Genomic DNA, 18,315 nt, shown 5'->3' on the forward strand with positions numbered 1-18,315 from the left:
GAATCAGTTCTTTGCCTTGGCTTTTTTCGGCGGCGGTATCGTTGGGGCCGGGACATCGTCGATGTCGCGTTTGTTAAGCTCGGCCTCGAGGTCGTAGCTCTTGCAGCCCAGCGTCACCAGGCGCTGATTGTACTGTTGGAGCGTGTTGAGCTCGCCCTGATATTCGCCATTGGGATCGACACCGTGCGAGAGGTTGCCGAGCGTCGCCGAAAAGCCCGATTGAATGCCGCGTGCCAGCGCCGATGCTTGTTTGCGGTCGCTGAAGCCGCGCATTTCCATGATTTTTATCTGTATGCGTCCGGTTAGCTGCTTGCAGTTCAGCTTATCCTCGGGCGTGTCCGGCTTCTTTTTCTTGGCGTCGGCACCAGAAGGCACGGCGACGGCTAGGCCGATAAGGAGAATGAGAACAAATGATCGCATCGTGCCTCGCAGGGGTTCGATCTGAAAAACATATCATTTCCTGGGCAGCCTCAAGGCAAACTCCAGGTACCCGGACCAACGGGCGGCATTGACGGCGGCCAGGGCGTCGTGTTGCTTCGCGGGTCGGGGTTGGGAGGCGCGGGTGCCTCCGTTGCCAGGCGGGGCGTTGCAATGCTGGATATTCGAAAATGGGTTATTCTCATCGCCGCCGTTCTTGGCACGCAAGCGGCTCTGGCCCAGGAGGATTTTCCGACGCATTTTGTCTGCGATTTCAACCAAGGTTATGCGTGGACTTATGAAGCCGGAAAATACAAAGCCGCTCCGCCCGCCGATCTCGCTTTCGAAGTGGCGCGTATCGACCTCGAACATCAGACGGCGTCGCTCATTCTCGGCGGTAAGCCCGCCAAAGACCTGAAAGTCGTGCGCGCGATCAACGCCAACCATTTCATCGAAGTGGTCAACGAGGGGTTCCTGAACCTCACGACGATCTATGATTTGGATCCGGCGACGGGCAAATATCCGGCCATACATTCACGGCATTTCGGGCTCTTCGGACAGCCTGTGTTTGCACAGTATGCCGGTGAATGTGTTCCTAAGCCCTGAGCCATGTGGACGGCTCAATTGCTCTTGCCGTTGGGCTAAGGCAAAAGGCTCGCCATGACATTGAACCTCGTCAAGCTGTGTGTTGGCGTTTCGGCGATCGAAGATCTTGCGGCCTGGCAGACCGAGCACCGACGCCGCAAGAGCCAGGACGGCGTCGATTGCGCCTATCACCGGACATTCCAAACACCGAAGAGGCAGGCCGAGCTGCTCGACGGTGGCTCGATCTATTGGGTTATCCGCGGCATCATCATGGTTCGCCAGAAGCTCGTCGGTTTCGAAGAAGGAACGAAGGAGGACGGATCGGCTTGCTGTACGTTGATGCTGGACCGGACACTCGTTCCGGTGCGACCCACGCCACGGCGCGCGTTTCAAGGTTGGCGTTATCTTGATTCTGCCGATGCTCCGCCTGATCTTCGCAAAGGCAAGAAGGATCAGATTGCGGCGATGCCTGCCGAGATGCGCAAAAAGCTTGCCGATCTCGGATTGATTTGAACGCGGAAATTATTCGAGCGATCCATGTCCCGTCCTCCGTTTACACCGACAATCGAAGTTCTACCGAAGCTCGTGCCGTTCGTCGGGCCGGAAGCGATGGAACGGGCGCGAGGGCGGCCGTTCAAGGCGCGCCTTGGCGCTAATGAGAGCATTTTCGGGCCGTCGCCAAAGGCCATTGCCGTCATGCGCGAGGCGGCGGCTGGAAACTGGATGTATGCCGATCCCGAGAACTACGAATTACGTGCCGCCATTGCGGCGTATCACGGCGTCCCGATCGAGTGTGTCGTGGTCGGCGAGGGCATCGACGGGCTGCTTGGCCTGACATGTTCGCTGTTCCTGACGCCCGGCAGCAATGTCGTTACGACGGATGGTGCGTACCCGACGTTCAACTTTCACGTCAAAGCACATGGCGGCAACGTGCACGTCCTTCCCATGCGCGACTTTCGCGAAGATGTTCCGCGCCTGATCGAGACGGCGGCGGAGATCGCGGCGACGCTGATTTATGTGTCCAATCCGAATAGTCCGATGGGAACATGGTGGACGGCGGATCAGATCGACGCGTTTATCAAGGAGTTGCCGCCACGGACGTTGCTCGTTCTTGATGAAGCTTATTGCGATACCGCGCCGATCGGAACAGCACCGGCCATCGATGTCTCCAATCCGCAGGTCGTGCGGTATCGGACGTTTTCGAAGGCGTACGGGCTTGCAGGTGCGCGGATCGGGTATGCCCTCGGTGAGCGCAGCACCATCGAAGCGTTCGACAAAGTGCGAAATCACTATGGTATCAATCGCGTCGGACAGCTTGGCGCGCGGGCTGCACTGCTCGATCAGGACTATCTCAGGACAGCGGTCTCGCAGATTGCTGCGGCCCGCGAGCGGATCGCCGCGATCGCTATCGAAAATGGCTTGAGACCGGTGGCGTCGGCAGCGAGTTTCGTCGCCATCGACTGTGGCGGCGATGGCGCCTTTGCGACGCGCGTCTTGAACGGACTTCTGGAGCGGGACGTCTTCGTTCGCAAACCTGTCGCGAAGGGGCTCGATCCGTTCATCCGCATTTCGTGCGGGCGAGACGAAGATCTCGATATTTTTGCAGGTGCCCTCGCTGATGTGCTCATGGGTGTGCACGCATAGGGACGAGCGCTGCCCTTAATCCTGGGGGACTGCGGATGACGGTGTCCATTGTTTTGCGACCTGCGCTTCGATGCCAAATATTAAATTGGATATTGCTGCATCGAAGACATCGTCGTCTTTCAAACGCGCGAATATGGGCAGCAGTTTTTTCGTTAACGGCAAACCACTTTGCTCTTCGACTTCGCGCAGCGCCTCGGCGCTAGGCTTTTGCAAAAGGCCTCCGATCTCGCCGGCGCAAATGCCGAGAATTGCGGCGTAGGTGGCGAAGCTTAGGGCCGGAATTTCTGCTTCAGGGACGCCGGCATCGAGGAGGATTTGGTAGCATTCCTCGGCCAATTGCAGATCGATCGGCCCACTGGTCCAAAATCTCAAAAGCAGGGGGAACGCATTTGGATATTGTCGCGCAAGTTTGCGATAGGCCTTTGCCGTTTCGATGAAGCGGGTTTGCCAGGGGAGTTCTCGTTCTGGTGCCTCGACACTGCCTTGAAGGCGGTCGGCGACGGCGCGTTCGAGACCTTCCTTGGAGCCGAAATGGTAGCTCAAGGTCGCGACGTCGCAGCCTACTGCACGCGCGGCGCAGCGAAGGCTGAAGCCCTCAAGACCAGCTCGCTCGATTTCTAAAAGCGCAGCTTGGACCAAATCGGCTGCGATGAGCCCTCTTTGCCCGCGGGTATGCCTTGTTTTCATCAGTGTTGAAATTGCCCCTTGCGAATGCGGTCGTCAAGCGCTATTCCAACACTGTTGAAATAACGAGGGACGAACATGGCGGTCATGGCTGAGCGCGAGTTCAACGAGCGCGAAAGGATGCTCAGTCTGGCTGCGGTCATCTCGACGTCTTTCGGCGTGGGGATTTCTTTCGGTATCGGCTTTCCGCTCACCGCGCTGACCTTCGAAGACTGGCACCAACCGAAATGGATGATCGGGCTGGCGGGCGCCGCGCCGGCACTTGCCGTGTTTATCGCTTTGCCCCTGCTTTCGCGATTGATGACGAAAGTCGGCGCAGTGCGAGCGATCGGAAGCGGTTGTGTCATTGGCTCGATCGGCTTCTTGGCACTCTATATGTTTCCATCGCCAAATGCGTGGGTCGTCATTCGACTGCTGATGAGCGCCGGATTTGCATTACCTTGGTTGGCAGGCGAGACCTGGATCAACGCGGTTGCCCGTGAAGATATGCGCGGGCGCGTTATCGCTGTCTACGCGATTGCCTTTTTCTCTGGCTACGCTGTTGGACCGATGTTGTTGCGCCAACTCGGAATATCGGGATTAGCGCCGTTTGGTGCGGCAGCGGCCATTACCGTGCTTTCGGGAGTACCCATCGTGCTGGGTCGGCACTTGGCGCCTCCGCTGCATCATGACGGAACGCAGAGCTTCCTTTGGGCGATGCGGCTTGCCCCGGCGGCGATGATGGCTGCCTTTATGGGCGGCTTCGCCGAGATCACCAATCTTTCACTTATCCCCAACGTCGCGTTGGCGGCTGGCTGGTCGCAAGACGCCGCGCTCGGACTTCTGACAGTCATGACGATAGGCGGGATTTTGCTTCAATACCCGCTGGGGTGGCTATCCGATAAGATGTGTCGCATCAATTTGGTCATCTGCACCGGTTTCCTTTTCATATTGTTCTCTTTGATGCTGCCATGGGCGCTCGGAGATGCGGTCGCGTCGATGATCGTGATGTTTCTTATTGGTGGGATGATCCTGGGCTTTTATGCGCTGGGTCTCGCCATCGTCGGCGAGCGGATCGGTCCTGCGGATCTCGCGGCCGTCAACGCGGCCTTCATCGTGATGTATCAGGCCGGGGCGCTTGTGGGGCCGATCATTTCCGGGATCGCGATGACGGAGAAGCCGGTCCACGGCTTCGTCGCGACGGTTGTTGGTCTGACGGTTGTCTCTGGTGCGCTGGTACTCGTATTTGATCGATGGGAGCAGCGGCGAGCGCGATGAGCGACGCACCGCGATCATGGTTAATTGTTTGTTTGCGTACTGACGCTAGTCTCGCTCAAGCTTCACAATCATGCGTTTTTAGCGAGATTGCCCATGTTCGTGCGATCCGTCCTGTCGTTCTTTTCCGTGCTTGCCTTCGGCGTCATGGCCGCGGCGGCCTTTTTTGCGTTGACGCCTTGGCTGTCGGCCCATGTTCCCGACAGCGTGCGTTCGCTGACCGAAGGTCTGCAATTTGGATCTTTGGCCGTCGGTCTGGGTCTGGGCTTGACGCTCGGCGCTATCGGCCGCTTCAACTGGTCGGATATCCCGCGCCGGATCGTGACATGGTTTTTGATCCGCGAGCAAAAGTTCTTCTACTATGCGCTCATCGCGATCTGCGCGGGCGTTCTGGTTTTCTATTGAGTTCAAAATGCAAAGAGGCGGCCCGACGGACCGCCTCTCGAAGCATTGAAATGTGGCTCGATCCTCAGACCGAGTAGTACATGTCGAACTCGACCGGATGCGGCGTCATCTCGTAACGCATATTCTCTTCCATGCGCAGCGCGATGTAGGCGTCGATCATGTCGTCGTTCATGACCCCGCCCGCTTTCAGGAAGTCGCGGTCCTTGTCGAGGCTGTCGAGCGCTTCGCGGAGCGAAGCCGATACTGTCGGGATCTTCGCCAGCTCAGCCGGCGGCAGATCGTAGAGGTTCTTGTCCATGGCGGGACCCGGATCGATCTTGTTCTGGATGCCGTCGAGGCCAGCCATCAGCATCGCCGTAAAGGCAAGGTAAGGATTGGCGCCCGGATCCGGGAAGCGGATTTCGATGCGCTTGGCCTTGGGGCTTGAAACGTGCGGAATGCGGCACGAAGCCGAACGGTTGCGCGCCGAATAGGCCAGCAACACAGGCGCCTCGAAGCCCGGCACCAAGCGCTTGTATGAGTTGGTCAGCGGATTGGTGAAAGCGTTGATCGCTTTCGCGTGCTTCAGGATACCGCCGATGTAGTTGAGGCACATCTGCGAGAGGTCGGCGTACTTGTCGCCGGCGAACATCGGCTGGCCGCCCTTCCAGATCGACTGGTGAACGTGCATGCCGGAGCCGTTGTCGCCGAAGACTGGCTTCGGCATGAACGTCGCCGTTTTGCCGTAGGCCTGGGCGACGTTGTGCACGACGTACTTATAGATCTGCATGTGATCGGCCATCGTGATCATCGGGCCGAATTTTACGCCGAGCTCATGCTGGGCAGCAGCGACTTCGTGGTGGTGCTTTTCGACGGTGACGCCCATTTCCGAAAGGACTGAGAGCATTTCGGAACGGATGTCTTGAGCGCTGTCGATCGGCGGGACCGGGAAATAGCCGCCCTTCACGCGCGGACGATGGCCGAGGTTGCCGGATTCAACAATCGTACCGGTGTTCGAGGGCAGCTCGCTAGAGTCGATCTGATAGCCCATCGAATACATGTCAGTGGTGAAGCGGACATCGTCGAAGATAAAGAATTCGGCTTCAGGCCCGAAATAGACTTTGTCGCCGATGCCGAGCGACATCATGTAGGCCTCGGCCTTCTTGGCGACCGAACGCGGGTCGCGCTCGTAGGGTTGGCCGGTCGAGGGTTCGAGAACGTCGCAGAAGATCGCGACGGTCGTCTGGGCGAAGAACGGGTCGACGTGGGCTGTTACCGGGTCTGGCATCAGCGTCATGTCGGAGGCTTCGATCGATTTCCACCCGGCGATCGAAGACCCGTCGAAGGCGTAGCCGTCGGAGAAGACGGCTTCGTCAACGCAGCTGACGTCGGCCGTGACGTGCTGCATCTTGCCCTTGGTGTCCGTGAATCGGAAATCCACGAACTTGGCTTCCTTGTCCTTGATGAATTTCAGGACGTCATTTGCATTTTTCATAGACACTCCCATGCCTAGGCATTCCGTTAAAGTTCACGCGTGCCAAGTCATTTAGCCGGTTTAGGCCGGTTCAAGCGTGACAGTCTTTTTATAGTTCGTTTTATCGATCAAATGGCATCGCGACCGGATTCCCCGGTGCGGATGCGAATAGCGTCTTCGATGGACGAGATAAAGATCTTGCCGTCACCGATCCGGCCGGTCTTCGCGGCCTTTTGAATGGACTCGATGGCCTTTTCCAGCATGTCGTCGCTCAAGACGACTTCGATCTTCACTTTGGGCAGGAAGTCGACCACGTATTCCGCCCCTCGATACAGCTCGGTGTGACCCTTCTGCCGTCCGAAGCCCTTCGCCTCGATAACTGTGATGCCTTGCAAGCCGATTTCTTGTAGCGCTTCTTTTACTTCATCGAGCTTGAAGGGCTTTATAATCGCTTCAATCTTTTTCATTTTCGCCCCTTAGATCTTGGACAGCATGTCGGTCGTACCCCACGCTTGCCCAGCGGCCCGAAGGCTAGCAGAGGCCGTGCCACCTGCGACGTTCGCGAGAAACATTACATATGTCATTGGCTTAGCGTGTCGTGATGGCTTCTTAGATGGTCGGCCGCTGTTTAGTAAGCCTTAAATGCATGCCGGTTGCACATTTTTTATGCTGATTTTTCTCAACGACGGTGAGTGGCTTTTAGGCGCTGAATTTCCAGGCAGTCGCCGGAGGCGGAGCAACAGTAGGGGTTCAGGTAGCGGATATGAATGAATTGCTGACGACGTCGGAGGCGGGACTAGCCGACCGTCTGGCGGCCGAGGCCGGTGTCGCCACGATCAGCCTCATGGAGCGTGCAGGGCAGGCGGTGGCCGAGGCGGCGCTTGACATGGTCTGGGGTCCGGACCGGCGCGTGGCGGTGCTTTGCGGCCCGGGAAACAATGGCGGTGACGGGTTCGTTGCGGCCCGGCACCTACGTGACAAGGGTTGGGACGTCCGGCTTTTTCTGCTCGGGGACAGAGATGCGCTCAAAGGTGACGCGGCCGAGATGGCTCGGCGTTGGCCGCTCGTCGTTCGCCCGGCAACCCCGGATGCCCTGCAAAGCATGCATTTGGTCATCGACGCCCTCTTTGGCGCGGGTCTGTCGAGGCCTCTTGAAGGGGAGGCGGCGGAACTCGTGCGCGCCGTCAACGCCAGCGGTCTGCCTGTCCTTTCCGTCGACGTACCGAGCGGGCTCGAAGGGACGAGCGGTGAGGTGCGCGGCGTTGCTGTTCAAGCGCGCCGGACTGTGACGTTCTTCCGCAAGAAGCCGGGGCATGTGCTGATGCCGGGGCGGCAGCTCTGCGGTGAGGTTATCGTCGCGGATATCGGCATTCCGGAGCGCGTGCTCGAAACGTTGAAGCCGAAGCTGCACGAGAACGGCCTGCCGCTTTGGGTCGATCATTTCAACTGGCCGAAGGATGGCGGCCATAAGTACGACCGTGGACATGCGGTCGTCGTCTCGGGACCGGCGTTGCAAACGGGAGCAGCGCGTCTTGGTGCGCGCGCGGCGCTGCGGGTCGGCGCTGGGCTCGTCACGCTCGTCGGCAACGCTGCCGCAACGGCAATCATCGCGACGCAGATCACCTCGATCATGGTGCGATCGGTTTCAGGCGCCACGGCTTTGTCGGAATTTCTTCGCGATACGCGTCGCAACGCGGCGTTGATCGGTCCAGGCGCGTCTGTTGGGCCAGAGACGGCAGATGACGTTTTGGCCGTGCTTCGATCATCGGCTTCAGTCGTGCTCGATGCGGACGCGCTGACCTCATTCTCGGATACAGGAGAAAAGCCGCGCAGCGAAGCCAGCATGGGATTTCTGGCACGGAACGGCGATAATCCGCATGGTCGTGAGACGCTGTTTGCCGCAATCAAGAAGCGGCCGGCGCCTGTCGCGATGACGCCGCATGAGGGTGAATTCAAGCGTTTGTTCGGAGAGCTACCTGGTTCGAAGATCGATCGCGCTCGCGAAGCGGTGAAGCTCTCAGGCGCGTTCATCATTCTGAAAGGCGCCGATACCGTCATCGCCGCGCCGGACGGTCGCGCCGCCGTCAATTCCAACGCGCCGCCTTGGCTCGCCACGGCCGGATCCGGTGACGTTCTCGGTGGCCTCGTGACGGGGCTTTTGGCACAGCACATGCCACCTTTCGAAGCCGCCTGTGCTGCCGTCTGGCTGCACGGAGAGGCAGCCAATGCGTTTGGCATGGGCTTGATCGCTGAGGACTTGCCCGACGTTCTGCCGAAGGTGCTGCAGCGATTGTTTACGGAGCGCGTCTGACCGGATCGGTTGCGTCAGGCGCTGGAACTCATGGCGGTTCGTCCGGCCTGCTTGAGCTGATCGTCGGCGTGTAGGAATGCTTCGACTTCCGGCGTTGCGGGTGGGCTGACCTCCGAGACGCCGAGGAGGGACATCAGCCGGGAGATCTCGACGAACTTCTTTTCTCTGCGGTCGTAAAGGCCGCCTTTGAATAAGGCGCGCGTTGCGGGCTGTCCGTCGCGCGGGCCGCCATGGATGACGAAGACCTGCTCCATGACGACAAGCGCCGCGTCCCAGCAGAGAAGCCGCGTTTCGAGGCGGAATTTTTGAAAAGGCCGCAGCTCGCGTTGAAAGCGGATGGTGATCGCGCTGGCGATCGGGGTCCAACGATGGCGCAAAACCAGCCGCCAAAGGCCGGACCGGACGAGCACATCAAGGCGACCGAGATCCATCAGCGTCAGATAGCGGCCGTTGTTCATATGGATCGAAATATCGAGATCGTGCGGCCAGACGCGAAACCACAACTTGGATGTTTCGCTGGGCAGCGAGAGAGGTCCTCGGCGGCGTGCCGTCATTAGGACCCATATCAGTCTGAACCAAAGGTTCATGCGCCGGTTTTCCGAAATGTAGGCATTGAGACCTAAGCAGCCTTTACCTATACGTCAATTGCGCGGTCTGCCGCGATCTCATTTGGCGATTGCCCGTCGGCGGGCCACAATGGCACGATATCGCCTGTGCAATTATGAATCGCGAATCTGACGAACCAAAGAGGGTTTGGCTCGGCGCATGAAAAGCTTTCGGGCATTTCCGGTGTGGCTGCTCATGGCTTCGCCTCTGGCGGGGGCGCCTGCGCTCGCGGCTGATGCCATCACCGCGCCTTCGCCGGTCGAGGAAGGCGCGACGTTGCTCATTCGGGGCGACGCGGAGAAGGCTGTTGCAACTTATACGGCAGCGCTCAAGGACACGGGGCTGCCCAACGACCGGCGCGCGACGATTCTCAATGATCGCGCTGTCGCCAACGTGCGTCTTGGCGAGACCAAGGCGGCGCTTGAGGACTACAATCGCGCCGTTGAGCTTTTTCCCGAGTATCCGGTTGCATACAACAACCGAGGCAATCTTCTTCTGGCGCTCGGCCAGTTGAAAGAAGCGATGAAGGATTTCGATCGCGCTCTGCTTCTGGCGCCGAGCTTTGCCGCCGCCTATTCGAACCGCGGCAATGCGAAGATGAAGCTCGGCCAGTCGGCTGCGGCGCTGGCGGATTTCACCAAGGCGATCGAGCTGATGCCCGCGAGCGCGCCGCCGCTATCGGGACGCGGACTTGCCTATCTCGCCGTCGGCAAGCCACACGCTGCCATTCGCGATTTTTCGCGCGCCGTCAGCGCCGATGCGCGTTTTGCGTCGGCCTATCGCAATCGGGCAGAGGCGCGCATGGCCGTTGGGCAACGTGATGATGCGATCGAAGATCTGTCTCGTGCCATCGCCTTCGATCCTAATAATGGCGAGCTTTATGTGGTGCGCGGATACGCTTATCTGATCAGCGGCAATCCGGCGTCGGCCATCAAGGATTTTTCGCGCGCCATCGAACTCGATCCCAAATCGAGCGCGGGATACGAAGGGCGCGGGCTTGCCAACGGTGTGGCGGAAGCCTTTGACGACGCGAATTCTGACCTCAATCGCGCGATCGAACTCGATCCGCGCTCGCCGGTGGCGTTCGCGTTCCGGGCGTACATCTATAAGCAGAACGGCCAGCCGGATATCGGCGCCAAGGACGTCGAGACGGCAATCAAACTCGATCCCAATTCGCCTGAAGCGCTGTGGGCGCGTGGCGAAATCGAAGAAGCCAATGGCCAGGCCGATACGGCCATTACGGATTTGCGCCACGCCTTGCAGCTTCGTCCGAGCTGGCAATTCGCGTCGGATGCGCTGCAGCGACTAGGTGCGGCGCCGGACGATGTCGAGGACAAGCCGGTGCCACCGCTCGATATCGATAAATGGCATGTCGTGCTGCACGGCAAAGATTATTTTGCGACCAGCGTCGACTATCCGCAAATACGCGTGCCGCTGGAGATGACAGGCGAAGGGCTGCCGAAGCTGTTGTCGTGGGAAGTGCAAAAGCCGCCTTACGCGGGATACGGCATACTGCGTTTTTCAGGCGGCACGGTTCACGGGAAAAACGGCCCGGAAGACACCGAACTTGCCGCGATCATCTATATCGCCGGCGGCAAGGTTTTGGCAATCGAGCCGCATCGGCAGGGTCCGCGCGTCGCGTCGTGGACGTGGGATGGCGATCGTCTGCAGATCGCAAGCGTGGATGGCGTCACCGACGAATATCAACTTCATCCGGTGAATGCTGCGGTTGTCGGCAGTCGCGATCAGACGTACGCCGACGGGGCGCGAGCGGAGCGGCAGCAGAGACGCTCCAAGCCGAAATCTTTCTTCCAGTTGCTCTTCGGGTTCTAATATTCAGCGCGTCGCCGCAATAACGGCGACTCAATCGGAATGCTGGTGATGACCGAGAGCGCGACGATCGTCTGGTTTCGCAATGATCTCCGGCTTCATGATCACCCCGCGTTGACCGCTGCGGTAAAGCGGGGTGGACCGGTCATTGCGCTGTTCATTCTCGATGATGCGGCTGCGGGGCGTTGGAAGCTGGGCGGTGCATCGCGGTGGTGGCTGGCGAAAAGTCTGGAAGCGTTGAGCCACGACATTGCGCAGCGTGGCGCACGCCTGATTTTGCGTCGAGGCGATACGGAAAGTATTTTGAAACGTCTCGTCGATGAGAGCGGTGCAACGGCAATTTACGTCACTCGTAGTTATGAGCCCTGGGCCACGGGGTTGGAGGAAAAGCTCCATAAGTCGTTCGGTGGATTGGGTGTGGTCTTCAAACGCTTCGGCGGTCGTTTGCTGAGGGAACCGGAAGATTTGCGCACATCGTCCGGCGCTGCATATCAGGTCTTCACGCCGTTCTGGCGCGCCTTCAGGAAAGAGTTTTCAGCGCCGAAAGCACTAGCGGCGCCACGTCATCTTGGCTCGGTGCCGGACGCGATTGCATCGGACGATATTTCAGACTGGAAGCTCGCGCCGACGAAACCGAATTGGTCGGGAGGTTTGGCTAAGGCGTGGCGGCCCGGCGAGCGTGGCGCGCAGTTGCGTCTAAAAAATTTCGTCAGCGAGGGTCTTGCAAATTACGATGACGGACGCGATCGGCTCAATGTGGAGGGGACGTCGCGACTTTCGCCGCACCTTGCATTCGGTGAAATTTCTCCGGCGGCGTGCTGGCGTGCAGCAGTGGACGCATTGCATCAAACGCACGGCAGCGATCGCGCCGTCGAAACATTTATGAAAGAGCTTGCATGGCGCGAGTTCAGTTACGCGCTGCTCTTTCAATTTCCGCAAATGCCGAATGAACCGTTGCGCGATGAGTTTGCGGCGTTTCCCTGGGCGAAGTCGGCTAACCTCAAGGCGTGGCAGCGCGGTTTAACGGGATATCCCGTCGTCGATGCCGGAATGCGCGAACTTTGGGCCACCGGATATATGCACAATCGGGCGCGGATGATTGCGGCGTCTTTTTTGACGAAGCATCTGCTTCTGCCGTGGACGTCAGGCGAGGCATGGTTCTGGGACACGCTCGTCGACGCCGATCTCGCAAATAACGCTGCGAATTGGCAGTGGGTTGCCGGTTGCGGTGCAGATGCCGCGCCTTACTTCCGTATTTTCAATCCTGTGTTGCAGGGTGAGAAATTCGATCCTGATGGCGACTATGTTCGCCGCTGGGTTCCGGAGCTTCAACGGTTACCGTCTGCCGATATTCACAAGCCATGGGCGGCCGATGCGACGACGCTGAAACGAGCGGGAGTCGTTATCGGGAAAAATTATCCGTTGCCGATCATGGACCATAAAGAGGCGCGCGCTCGCGCGCTGACGGCGTATGACCGCGTGAAATCGAGTAAGCGAGGTTGAAAATACGAGGCGACTTCCGACATTTAACGTCGTTGCACATGAATCCTTGAAGAGAAGCTTTGCAGGTGCGTGATTTTGAAATGCTCACGACGAACCTCGAAACCGTTTCGTAAGCTAGATGAGCCGCAGTCCTCTGCGGGGGGCGATTTATTGGTAATTCCCATTAACGTTGGGGCGTTTTCGCCGTACTATGCGGGCAATAAGCGTATTGCGTAGGGAGCTATCATGTTGCGTAGGATGATGTTGGCGGCAATTTTGTTTGCCGTTCCGTCGGTTGCGGCTATGGCCGAGCCGAGTGAAGCACCGGCGAACGGGGCATCGACGACCACCGAGACGCAGTCGGGCACGACGACATACTTTGGCAAGGCCGAAGGAGCGAAAGAGCCTGTGACCGTCGAGGCGAAGAAGGAGCCGGTCGCCAAGCCGCGGCCGCTTCCGCCGACACTCACCGCATCCATTGATCTTTCTCGGCAGACGATGAGCGTTTCGGTCAATGGCGAGCCGCGCTATCGCTGGCGTATCTCGTCCGGGACACAGCAGTATGCGACGCCGACGGGCAACTTCTACCCGCAATGGACGTCGCGAATGTGGTATTCGAAGAAATACGACAATGCGCCCATGCCGAACGCTGTTTTTATCAACGGTGGCGTTGCCGTTCATGGAACATATCATATGGCTGCGCTCGGCCGTCCGGCGTCGCACGGCTGCATTCGCTTAGCGCCGTCGAATGCCAAAATTTTCTACGATCTTGTTCAGCGCCACGGAATGATGCGCACGCGCGTCAGCGTGCATGGACGCCCGAATTGGGGTGATAACGCCGTCGCGCGTCGCGACTCGCACGATGACGATGATTACGCGAGCAATGGCGGCAGCAGCTCGTTCTGGGGCAACATCTTTGGCGGTCCGCAGTCCGCCAAGGCGAACGGCAAGAAAACACGCTATGTCTATATCGATGGCGTTCGCACGAAGGTCTATCAGGCGAAGGACGGCACGTATTACTACAAGAGGCCGAAAGGGAAGAAGTATTCGGGCTACGCCTACGGCGCAAACTGATACGTGAAACCGTTCCATGATTGAAAAGGCCCGCGATTTGCGGGCCTTTTTTGTTGTCGGCGATCAGAACGGGTTCCAAGTCGGCTGTTCGGTGAACCGAAGGTAGCCGATATTGGCGCCCAGACGCATGCCAACGCCTGATCGAATTGGCGCCATGATAACGGGGCCGCCCTTCAGCAAGGTCACACCGACGCCGCCGACAAAATATGCCGATCCGTCGATGCCTGTGAAATTGCGATAGATATCGTTCGCATTATCCATGCGGTAGATGAGGAAAAGTGTGCGCGAGCCAGAGGCGCCTAAATCGGTGCCCACCGAAGGCCCGTGCCAATAAACTTCCCGCGTTCCAGGCTGGGAACGCATAAACAAAGTGCCTTTGCCGAAGCGAAGACCTGCGAGAAACGCGCCGCCGCCTTCGACGCCGAGGACGTAGGCCGTCGGGCGTCCCGACTGTTTGAAGGCATGCTCGATGACGGCTGCCAAGTTTGTCGAAATCGATCCGAAGAACCCGCGCGTGACGTCGCGGATTTCTTCGATCGAATAGCCTTCCTCTTCCGGTGGCGGTAGATTGGGAATGGGGGGCGGCTCTCGCATTGCAACAGCCGGCGGCGGCGCAGCCTCATCCGGGTGTGTGCGCGTGGCCCAGCCTTGAGATGGGTGTGGCGTGGCTTTGGCGGCCGGCTTCTTGGCCGCCACAACGGCAGGCGGGGACGGTTTCTTTGCGGCGGATGCCGCCGGCGGCGTTGCGGGAGAGGGCGCTGGAACGGGAGGGGCGGCCTGCGCTGTCGCCGGTGGCGGAGCGTTGCGCTTTGCTGCGGCGATCTTCTCATCGAGGCGCTTCAGCATATAATCCGATTTCGCCTTGATGACGGTATTGAGTTCGGCCGCCGCCATTTTCAGTTCTTCGAGCTTGGCGCAGTCGGGTTCTTCGCCGTCGGGTATGCGGCCGAGAGAGTCTACGGTAAGCAGCAGCTGGCTGCTCTTCTTGTCGAATTCTTCGAGCTTCGGGTCGTCGATGGCGTTGAGAGCCAGATCCTCGTCATCGGTGTCGGGCAACTGCAACGCCTGCTTATAGCGTTTGAGGCGCTCCTGCAGCTTGGGTTGCACTTCGAGCGTCAAAGTTCGCAGACTTGCGCCTGACTGATCGACGGCTGCAGCGAAGTCATTTGCCGTGCAGGTTGCGGCCACTGCGCGCGGCGCGGTTGTCAGCAATGCCGCCATCATGGCAATGAATGCAAGCGTCGATCGCATGGCTTTGCAGCTCCAATATCAGTCGCCAGTGCCGGGCGATCGTCGGTCTTGCGCAAACGAGCAGAAGCCTTTGTTACGGTCGTGACGCAGATTTTGCGGCAATGCGCGCCATGAACCGGGCGGTGTCAACGATAATCCGAGTGTGCGTTCCCGATCCTATTCGATCAATGCCATCGGTTGCCGAAACGTCGAACGTGATTTTTCGGCCATCGATAGATTTGACCGTTGCGGTCGCGGTTACCGTATAGCCAATCGGCGTCGGCGAAGTGTGTGTCACATCCAGGTGCACGCCGAGGCTTTCGTGGCCTTGCGGCAGGAAACCATCAAGGCAGTCGACCGCTGCCGCTTCGATCGCGGCGATCAGCATCGGGCTCGCGAAGACAGGCACATTTCCACTTCCGACACGCGTTGCGAGGCGCTCATCAGTGACAAGCATGCTTGCCGTACCGCTTAGTCCAGCGCGCAACTGCGAAAGATCGGCCATCCGTTACGCTCCTTCTCGTCTGGAACGGCCATTAAGGGGCGTCGCTCGAATGATCAATAGGATTGGTGCAGCTCGTAAACAGGGCTAGCATTAACCAGCTTTTCGGAACGCGCTGCCCAAAGACGCAGGAGCACGTCTAGCTGATTATGACGTTCGACTCCGTAGAGTCATTCAGACGATATTCAGGATGGCTGCGTGCTGCTTCGCTTTCGCTCGTTCATGATCGCGTTTTCAATTGTTCTCGCTCTTGCGCCGTTTTCAGGAATTGCGGCGGCGGCGCTTTTGGCCTCGACGCTCGGCTGCGAGATCAATGATGCTGCGATGGAACCCTGCACAGCGCATGGCATCGACTTTGGTCCACTGCTCACGGATTTGTTGCTGACCGCGAGCCTTGGGCAGATCGCATTCCTGATCCTGACGGCCGTGCTGATCGTCTGGGCCGTAGTCGAAGTCTTCGCCCTGCTGGCACGGACGTGGCAGCGGGAACGCGGCGCGGCGGTTAGGCGCTAGGGATGGGTGATTTCGAACAGGCCAGGGAAGGCTGATCCCGATGGGCCGATTTCGGAAACCGCAGCGGCGCAGCTTTCGTCGATGACCAGCTTGCATTGGTTCGAGGGATCATCTTGGGCGCAGTGCTTGGCACGCATCCAGGCGTCGTAAATCTTCTTTTCCTGGGCGTTGAAAACATCGAGTTCGGGGCCCTTGTAAACCGACGGAAGAACGGCCGCTTTGTCCGTCAGCTTGCCGCCGGGGCAGGTTTCAGATGCGCCTCGGGCCTGGGCATAGCGGGAACCAATGTCGTAAGGCGTCAGATTGGTGGCGGCGATGGCGGTGCGCGTGGCCGTCAGAAGATCCTTGGGCGGATCAGCTGCCGTGGCAGCGTTATCGTCGGCCAGCAGTCCGGCCAGAGCCAGAAAGGGCAGCATAGAAAGGCTTTTTGGCCGCCTCAAGCCCATCGGGGTACTCCTAGGTTGCGTTGATTGCTTCAGCAACTTATCGTCCGAATTGCAGCGCGTGCTGATGGTGCCGGATGTAAGTCTACGCTGGCAACGATGCGAAGAATGCCATCAAATGCATATACTTTTTTGTAAGTCGAAGCGATTTGCATTTCAGCAAATCCATCAACCTCATATACCCTATCTTCGCAATTGGCGATCGAAGGCGCTATCCTGTCTTTGAGCTTGCCGGCTGGCGGCGATATCATCGTATTATGGGTTGAGCTTGCCCGTGCGCCGTCCCTAGGAGAGAGACATCACATGACCTCACGCATTGCTTTATATGCGGCTGCGTTTGCCGCTCTCGCTGTCACCGGCGCCAGCCCAAGCTTCGCTCTTTCGACCAAGGAATGCAGCGTGAAATATCAGGCTGCGAAGTCCGCTGGAACGTTGAACGGACAAACCTGGGCGGAATTCCGCAAAACGGAATGCGCTGGAGCTGCGACGACGACGGAAGAAAAGCCGGCCGCAAAAGTCGAGACGACGAAAGCTGCTTCCGGCGCCATTTTCCCGAAGGCGGTCGATACGAAGTATGCCAAGGAGAGCGCGGGCCGTGCTCGGATGCATACGTGCCTCGATCAGTACAAGGCCAACAAGGCGAACGGCGGCAACGGCGGCCTCAAGTGGATTCAAAAGGGCGGCGGTTACTACAGCCAGTGCAATGCGGCCCTGAAGAAGTAACTTTGCCTGATCTGCTGCAGACCTGACAACGGCGAGATTTTCATCTCGCCGTTTTTCGTTTCGGAGAGCCCCGTCTCAGCGTTTCATTTCGCGCTCGCGCTGCCACGACAGAAACAGCACCGTTACGAGCGACGTCAGCAGCATGGTGCCGAGAATAGCGGGCTGGCGCATGAAGGACTGCCAGACGTTGAAGCCTTCAATCCATCCGCCGCGGTTCGTCAGGACATTATTGAGAACGAGAACTACGAACGCGACGAGCGACGTCAAGGCGGTGGCGATAACGGCTTCGACCAGACGTTTGGTCAGCCGTGGTACGGATATGGAATTGCGGCCAATAGCGAGTTGCGTCCGGTCCGACATGGTTTGCTCCCGTATTGCTTAGGCGAAGGGGCACGGCGATCGCCACGGAGCCCCGGATTTATTCTCCCTTTCTATCAGATTCGCATCGGCAACGTGGCAGGGGCGAGGCGTTCGCACCTCATTGACTTATCAACGAGGCGAGCTTTTCCGGTGCCCGATCTCTCAAAGCAACTTGATCACTATGTTCGCAGCTTCGGCAACAGCGTTCAGTGAAGCCGGGATATACTGGACGGACGTCGCATATGCTGCGGCTAGCGATGAACGGGACCGGCGGATTTAAGGCGCGGTTCCAGATCGGAGAGCGTTCATGCTTCGCTTCGTACATTTGCTTGCCAGCGCTTTGCTGGCGGCAATCGTCGGTATGTCGGGTACCGCGACCGCGGCGCCTGGCGGTTTAGGTGCGGTCGCGTTTGGCAAGCCAAGCGGTCTTGTCCTGACGCACGGCGGAGGTGGCGGTCACTGGGGCGGTGGCGGCGGAGGTCACTGGGGCGGAGGTGTCCATTGGGGTGGCGGAGGTCATTGGGGTGGTGGAGGTCACTGGGCGGGCGGCGGCCGCCACTGGCACGGTGGATACTGGCGCGGTAGGGGCTGGGGTTACGGCTTCTACGGCGGGTATCCCTACTATGGCGGCTATTACCCGTATTATGACGACTATTATTACGATGATTACTACTATCCGGATTATCCGACCTGCTACTACAGCCGCAGGTATCGCGCGCGCATCTGTCCAGGTTATTGATACTTCAGGCCGTGGTGCCCAAATTGTCCGAATGAGTCGGCGGCTTAACTGCCGACCGCA

21 protein-coding genes are annotated in these 18,315 nt (G+C 58.9%); 12 read left to right on the forward strand and 9 right to left on the reverse strand.

The window, feature by feature from the left end:
• Window positions 1–3: 3 nt before the first annotated feature.
• Window positions 4–420, reverse strand: coding sequence for a hypothetical protein (locus tag ACLB1Z_RS07725; protein ID WP_409562785.1), 417 nt, complete (start codon window positions 418–420; stop codon window positions 4–6).
• Window positions 421–591: 171 nt separating this feature from the next.
• Here ACLB1Z_RS07725 and ACLB1Z_RS07730 point away from each other — a divergent pair, with 171 nt between their 5' ends.
• Genes ACLB1Z_RS07730 through ACLB1Z_RS07740 form a run of 3 tightly spaced genes read left to right on the forward strand, consistent with a single transcriptional unit; the run spans window position 592 to window position 2,646 of the window.
• Window positions 592–1,023, forward strand: a complete 432-nt coding sequence (locus ACLB1Z_RS07730) for a hypothetical protein (RefSeq protein WP_409562786.1) — start codon at window positions 592–594, stop codon at window positions 1,021–1,023.
• A gap of 54 nt (window positions 1,024–1,077) precedes the next feature.
• The gene (locus ACLB1Z_RS07735) at window positions 1,078–1,515 is read left to right on the forward strand and encodes a DUF1489 family protein (RefSeq protein WP_409562787.1); all 438 of its coding nucleotides are present in this window, start codon (window positions 1,078–1,080) and stop codon (window positions 1,513–1,515) included.
• Window positions 1,516–1,539: 24 nt separating this feature from the next.
• Complete coding sequence (locus ACLB1Z_RS07740; protein ID WP_409562788.1) at window positions 1,540–2,646, forward strand: pyridoxal phosphate-dependent aminotransferase; 1,107 nt, start codon at window positions 1,540–1,542, stop codon at window positions 2,644–2,646.
• Window positions 2,647–2,661: 15 nt separating this feature from the next.
• On the opposite strand, the gene ACLB1Z_RS07745 is transcribed toward ACLB1Z_RS07740, so the two are convergent.
• Complete coding sequence (locus ACLB1Z_RS07745) at window positions 2,662–3,333, reverse strand: TetR/AcrR family transcriptional regulator (RefSeq protein ID WP_409562789.1); 672 nt, start codon at window positions 3,331–3,333, stop codon at window positions 2,662–2,664.
• 75 nt (window positions 3,334–3,408) lie between these two features.
• Here ACLB1Z_RS07745 and ACLB1Z_RS07750 point away from each other — a divergent pair, with 75 nt between their 5' ends.
• Both ACLB1Z_RS07750 and ACLB1Z_RS07755 read left to right on the forward strand, forming a co-directional pair.
• A complete protein-coding gene (locus tag ACLB1Z_RS07750) occupies window positions 3,409–4,587 on the forward strand; it encodes an MFS transporter (protein ID WP_409562790.1) in 1,179 nt (392 codons plus the stop codon).
• Between the two features lie 93 nt (window positions 4,588–4,680).
• Window positions 4,681–4,989 carry a hypothetical protein gene (locus ACLB1Z_RS07755; RefSeq protein ID WP_013946927.1) on the forward strand — a complete coding sequence of 103 codons (309 nt, stop codon included), beginning with the start codon at window positions 4,681–4,683 and terminating at the stop codon, window positions 4,987–4,989.
• 64 nt (window positions 4,990–5,053) lie between these two features.
• Here ACLB1Z_RS07755 and glnA read toward each other — a convergent pair whose 3' ends face one another.
• Window positions 5,054–6,463, reverse strand: coding sequence for a type I glutamate--ammonia ligase (gene glnA / locus ACLB1Z_RS07760; RefSeq protein ID WP_409562791.1), 1,410 nt, complete (start codon window positions 6,461–6,463; stop codon window positions 5,054–5,056).
• Window positions 6,464–6,570: 107 nt separating this feature from the next.
• Window positions 6,571–6,909, reverse strand: coding sequence for a P-II family nitrogen regulator (locus tag ACLB1Z_RS07765; RefSeq protein WP_013946929.1), 339 nt, complete (start codon window positions 6,907–6,909; stop codon window positions 6,571–6,573).
• Window positions 6,910–7,205: 296 nt separating this feature from the next.
• On the opposite strand from ACLB1Z_RS07765, the gene ACLB1Z_RS07770 reads away from it, so the two are divergent.
• Window positions 7,206–8,753: an NAD(P)H-hydrate dehydratase gene (locus ACLB1Z_RS07770; RefSeq protein WP_409562792.1), complete on the forward strand. Its 1,548-nt coding sequence runs from the start codon at window positions 7,206–7,208 to the stop codon at window positions 8,751–8,753.
• 14 nt (window positions 8,754–8,767) lie between these two features.
• On the opposite strand, the gene ACLB1Z_RS07775 is transcribed toward ACLB1Z_RS07770, so the two are convergent.
• Window positions 8,768–9,340, reverse strand: a complete 573-nt coding sequence (locus ACLB1Z_RS07775; protein WP_409562793.1) for a thioesterase family protein — start codon at window positions 9,338–9,340, stop codon at window positions 8,768–8,770.
• Between the two features lie 178 nt (window positions 9,341–9,518).
• Here ACLB1Z_RS07775 and ACLB1Z_RS07780 point away from each other — a divergent pair, with 178 nt between their 5' ends.
• The 3 genes from ACLB1Z_RS07780 to ACLB1Z_RS07790 all read left to right on the forward strand — a co-directional run bounded on the left by ACLB1Z_RS07780 (window position 9,519) and on the right by ACLB1Z_RS07790 (window position 13,745).
• Window positions 9,519–11,192 carry a tetratricopeptide repeat protein gene (locus tag ACLB1Z_RS07780; protein WP_409562794.1) on the forward strand — a complete coding sequence of 558 codons (1,674 nt, stop codon included), beginning with the start codon at window positions 9,519–9,521 and terminating at the stop codon, window positions 11,190–11,192.
• Between the two features lie 48 nt (window positions 11,193–11,240).
• Entirely contained in the window at window positions 11,241–12,692 is a 1,452-nt protein-coding gene (locus tag ACLB1Z_RS07785; protein WP_409562795.1) for a cryptochrome/photolyase family protein, read from the forward strand.
• A 225-nt stretch (window positions 12,693–12,917) separates the two neighbouring features.
• On the forward strand, window positions 12,918–13,745 hold the full coding sequence (locus ACLB1Z_RS07790) for a L,D-transpeptidase (RefSeq protein WP_409562796.1): 828 nt from the start codon (window positions 12,918–12,920) through the stop codon (window positions 13,743–13,745).
• A gap of 63 nt (window positions 13,746–13,808) precedes the next feature.
• On the opposite strand, the gene ACLB1Z_RS07795 is transcribed toward ACLB1Z_RS07790, so the two are convergent.
• Window positions 13,809–14,996: a DUF1134 domain-containing protein gene (locus ACLB1Z_RS07795; RefSeq protein WP_409562797.1), complete on the reverse strand. Its 1,188-nt coding sequence runs from the start codon at window positions 14,994–14,996 to the stop codon at window positions 13,809–13,811.
• Window positions 14,997–15,069: 73 nt separating this feature from the next.
• Window positions 15,070–15,480 (reverse strand): thioesterase family protein, encoded by a 411-nt coding sequence (locus ACLB1Z_RS07800; protein ID WP_409562798.1) that lies wholly within the window; start codon window positions 15,478–15,480, stop codon window positions 15,070–15,072.
• 195 nt (window positions 15,481–15,675) lie between these two features.
• Here ACLB1Z_RS07800 and ACLB1Z_RS07805 point away from each other — a divergent pair, with 195 nt between their 5' ends.
• Complete coding sequence (locus tag ACLB1Z_RS07805) at window positions 15,676–15,990, forward strand: hypothetical protein (RefSeq protein ID WP_409562799.1); 315 nt, start codon at window positions 15,676–15,678, stop codon at window positions 15,988–15,990.
• Here ACLB1Z_RS07805 and ACLB1Z_RS07810 read toward each other — a convergent pair.
• Window positions 15,987–16,406 carry a hypothetical protein gene (locus ACLB1Z_RS07810; protein WP_409562800.1) on the reverse strand — a complete coding sequence of 140 codons (420 nt, stop codon included), beginning with the start codon at window positions 16,404–16,406 and terminating at the stop codon, window positions 15,987–15,989. The two genes, ACLB1Z_RS07805 and ACLB1Z_RS07810, sit on opposite strands and share 4 nt — an antisense overlap.
• A 330-nt stretch (window positions 16,407–16,736) precedes the next feature.
• On the opposite strand from ACLB1Z_RS07810, the gene ACLB1Z_RS07815 reads away from it, so the two are divergent.
• Window positions 16,737–17,156: a hypothetical protein gene (locus ACLB1Z_RS07815; protein WP_409562801.1), complete on the forward strand. Its 420-nt coding sequence runs from the start codon at window positions 16,737–16,739 to the stop codon at window positions 17,154–17,156.
• A gap of 75 nt (window positions 17,157–17,231) precedes the next feature.
• On the opposite strand, the gene ACLB1Z_RS07820 is transcribed toward ACLB1Z_RS07815, so the two are convergent.
• Complete coding sequence (locus tag ACLB1Z_RS07820; RefSeq protein WP_013946941.1) at window positions 17,232–17,516, reverse strand: hypothetical protein; 285 nt, start codon at window positions 17,514–17,516, stop codon at window positions 17,232–17,234.
• 307 nt (window positions 17,517–17,823) lie between these two features.
• Here ACLB1Z_RS07820 and ACLB1Z_RS07825 point away from each other — a divergent pair, with 307 nt between their 5' ends.
• A complete protein-coding gene (locus ACLB1Z_RS07825; protein ID WP_409562802.1) occupies window positions 17,824–18,255 on the forward strand; it encodes a hypothetical protein in 432 nt (143 codons plus the stop codon).
• Window positions 18,256–18,315 lie beyond the last annotated feature (60 nt).

This window comes from Hyphomicrobium sp. MC8b, assembly GCF_905067615.1.
In the GTDB taxonomy this organism is placed as follows: Bacteria; Pseudomonadota; Alphaproteobacteria; order Rhizobiales; family Hyphomicrobiaceae; genus Hyphomicrobium_B.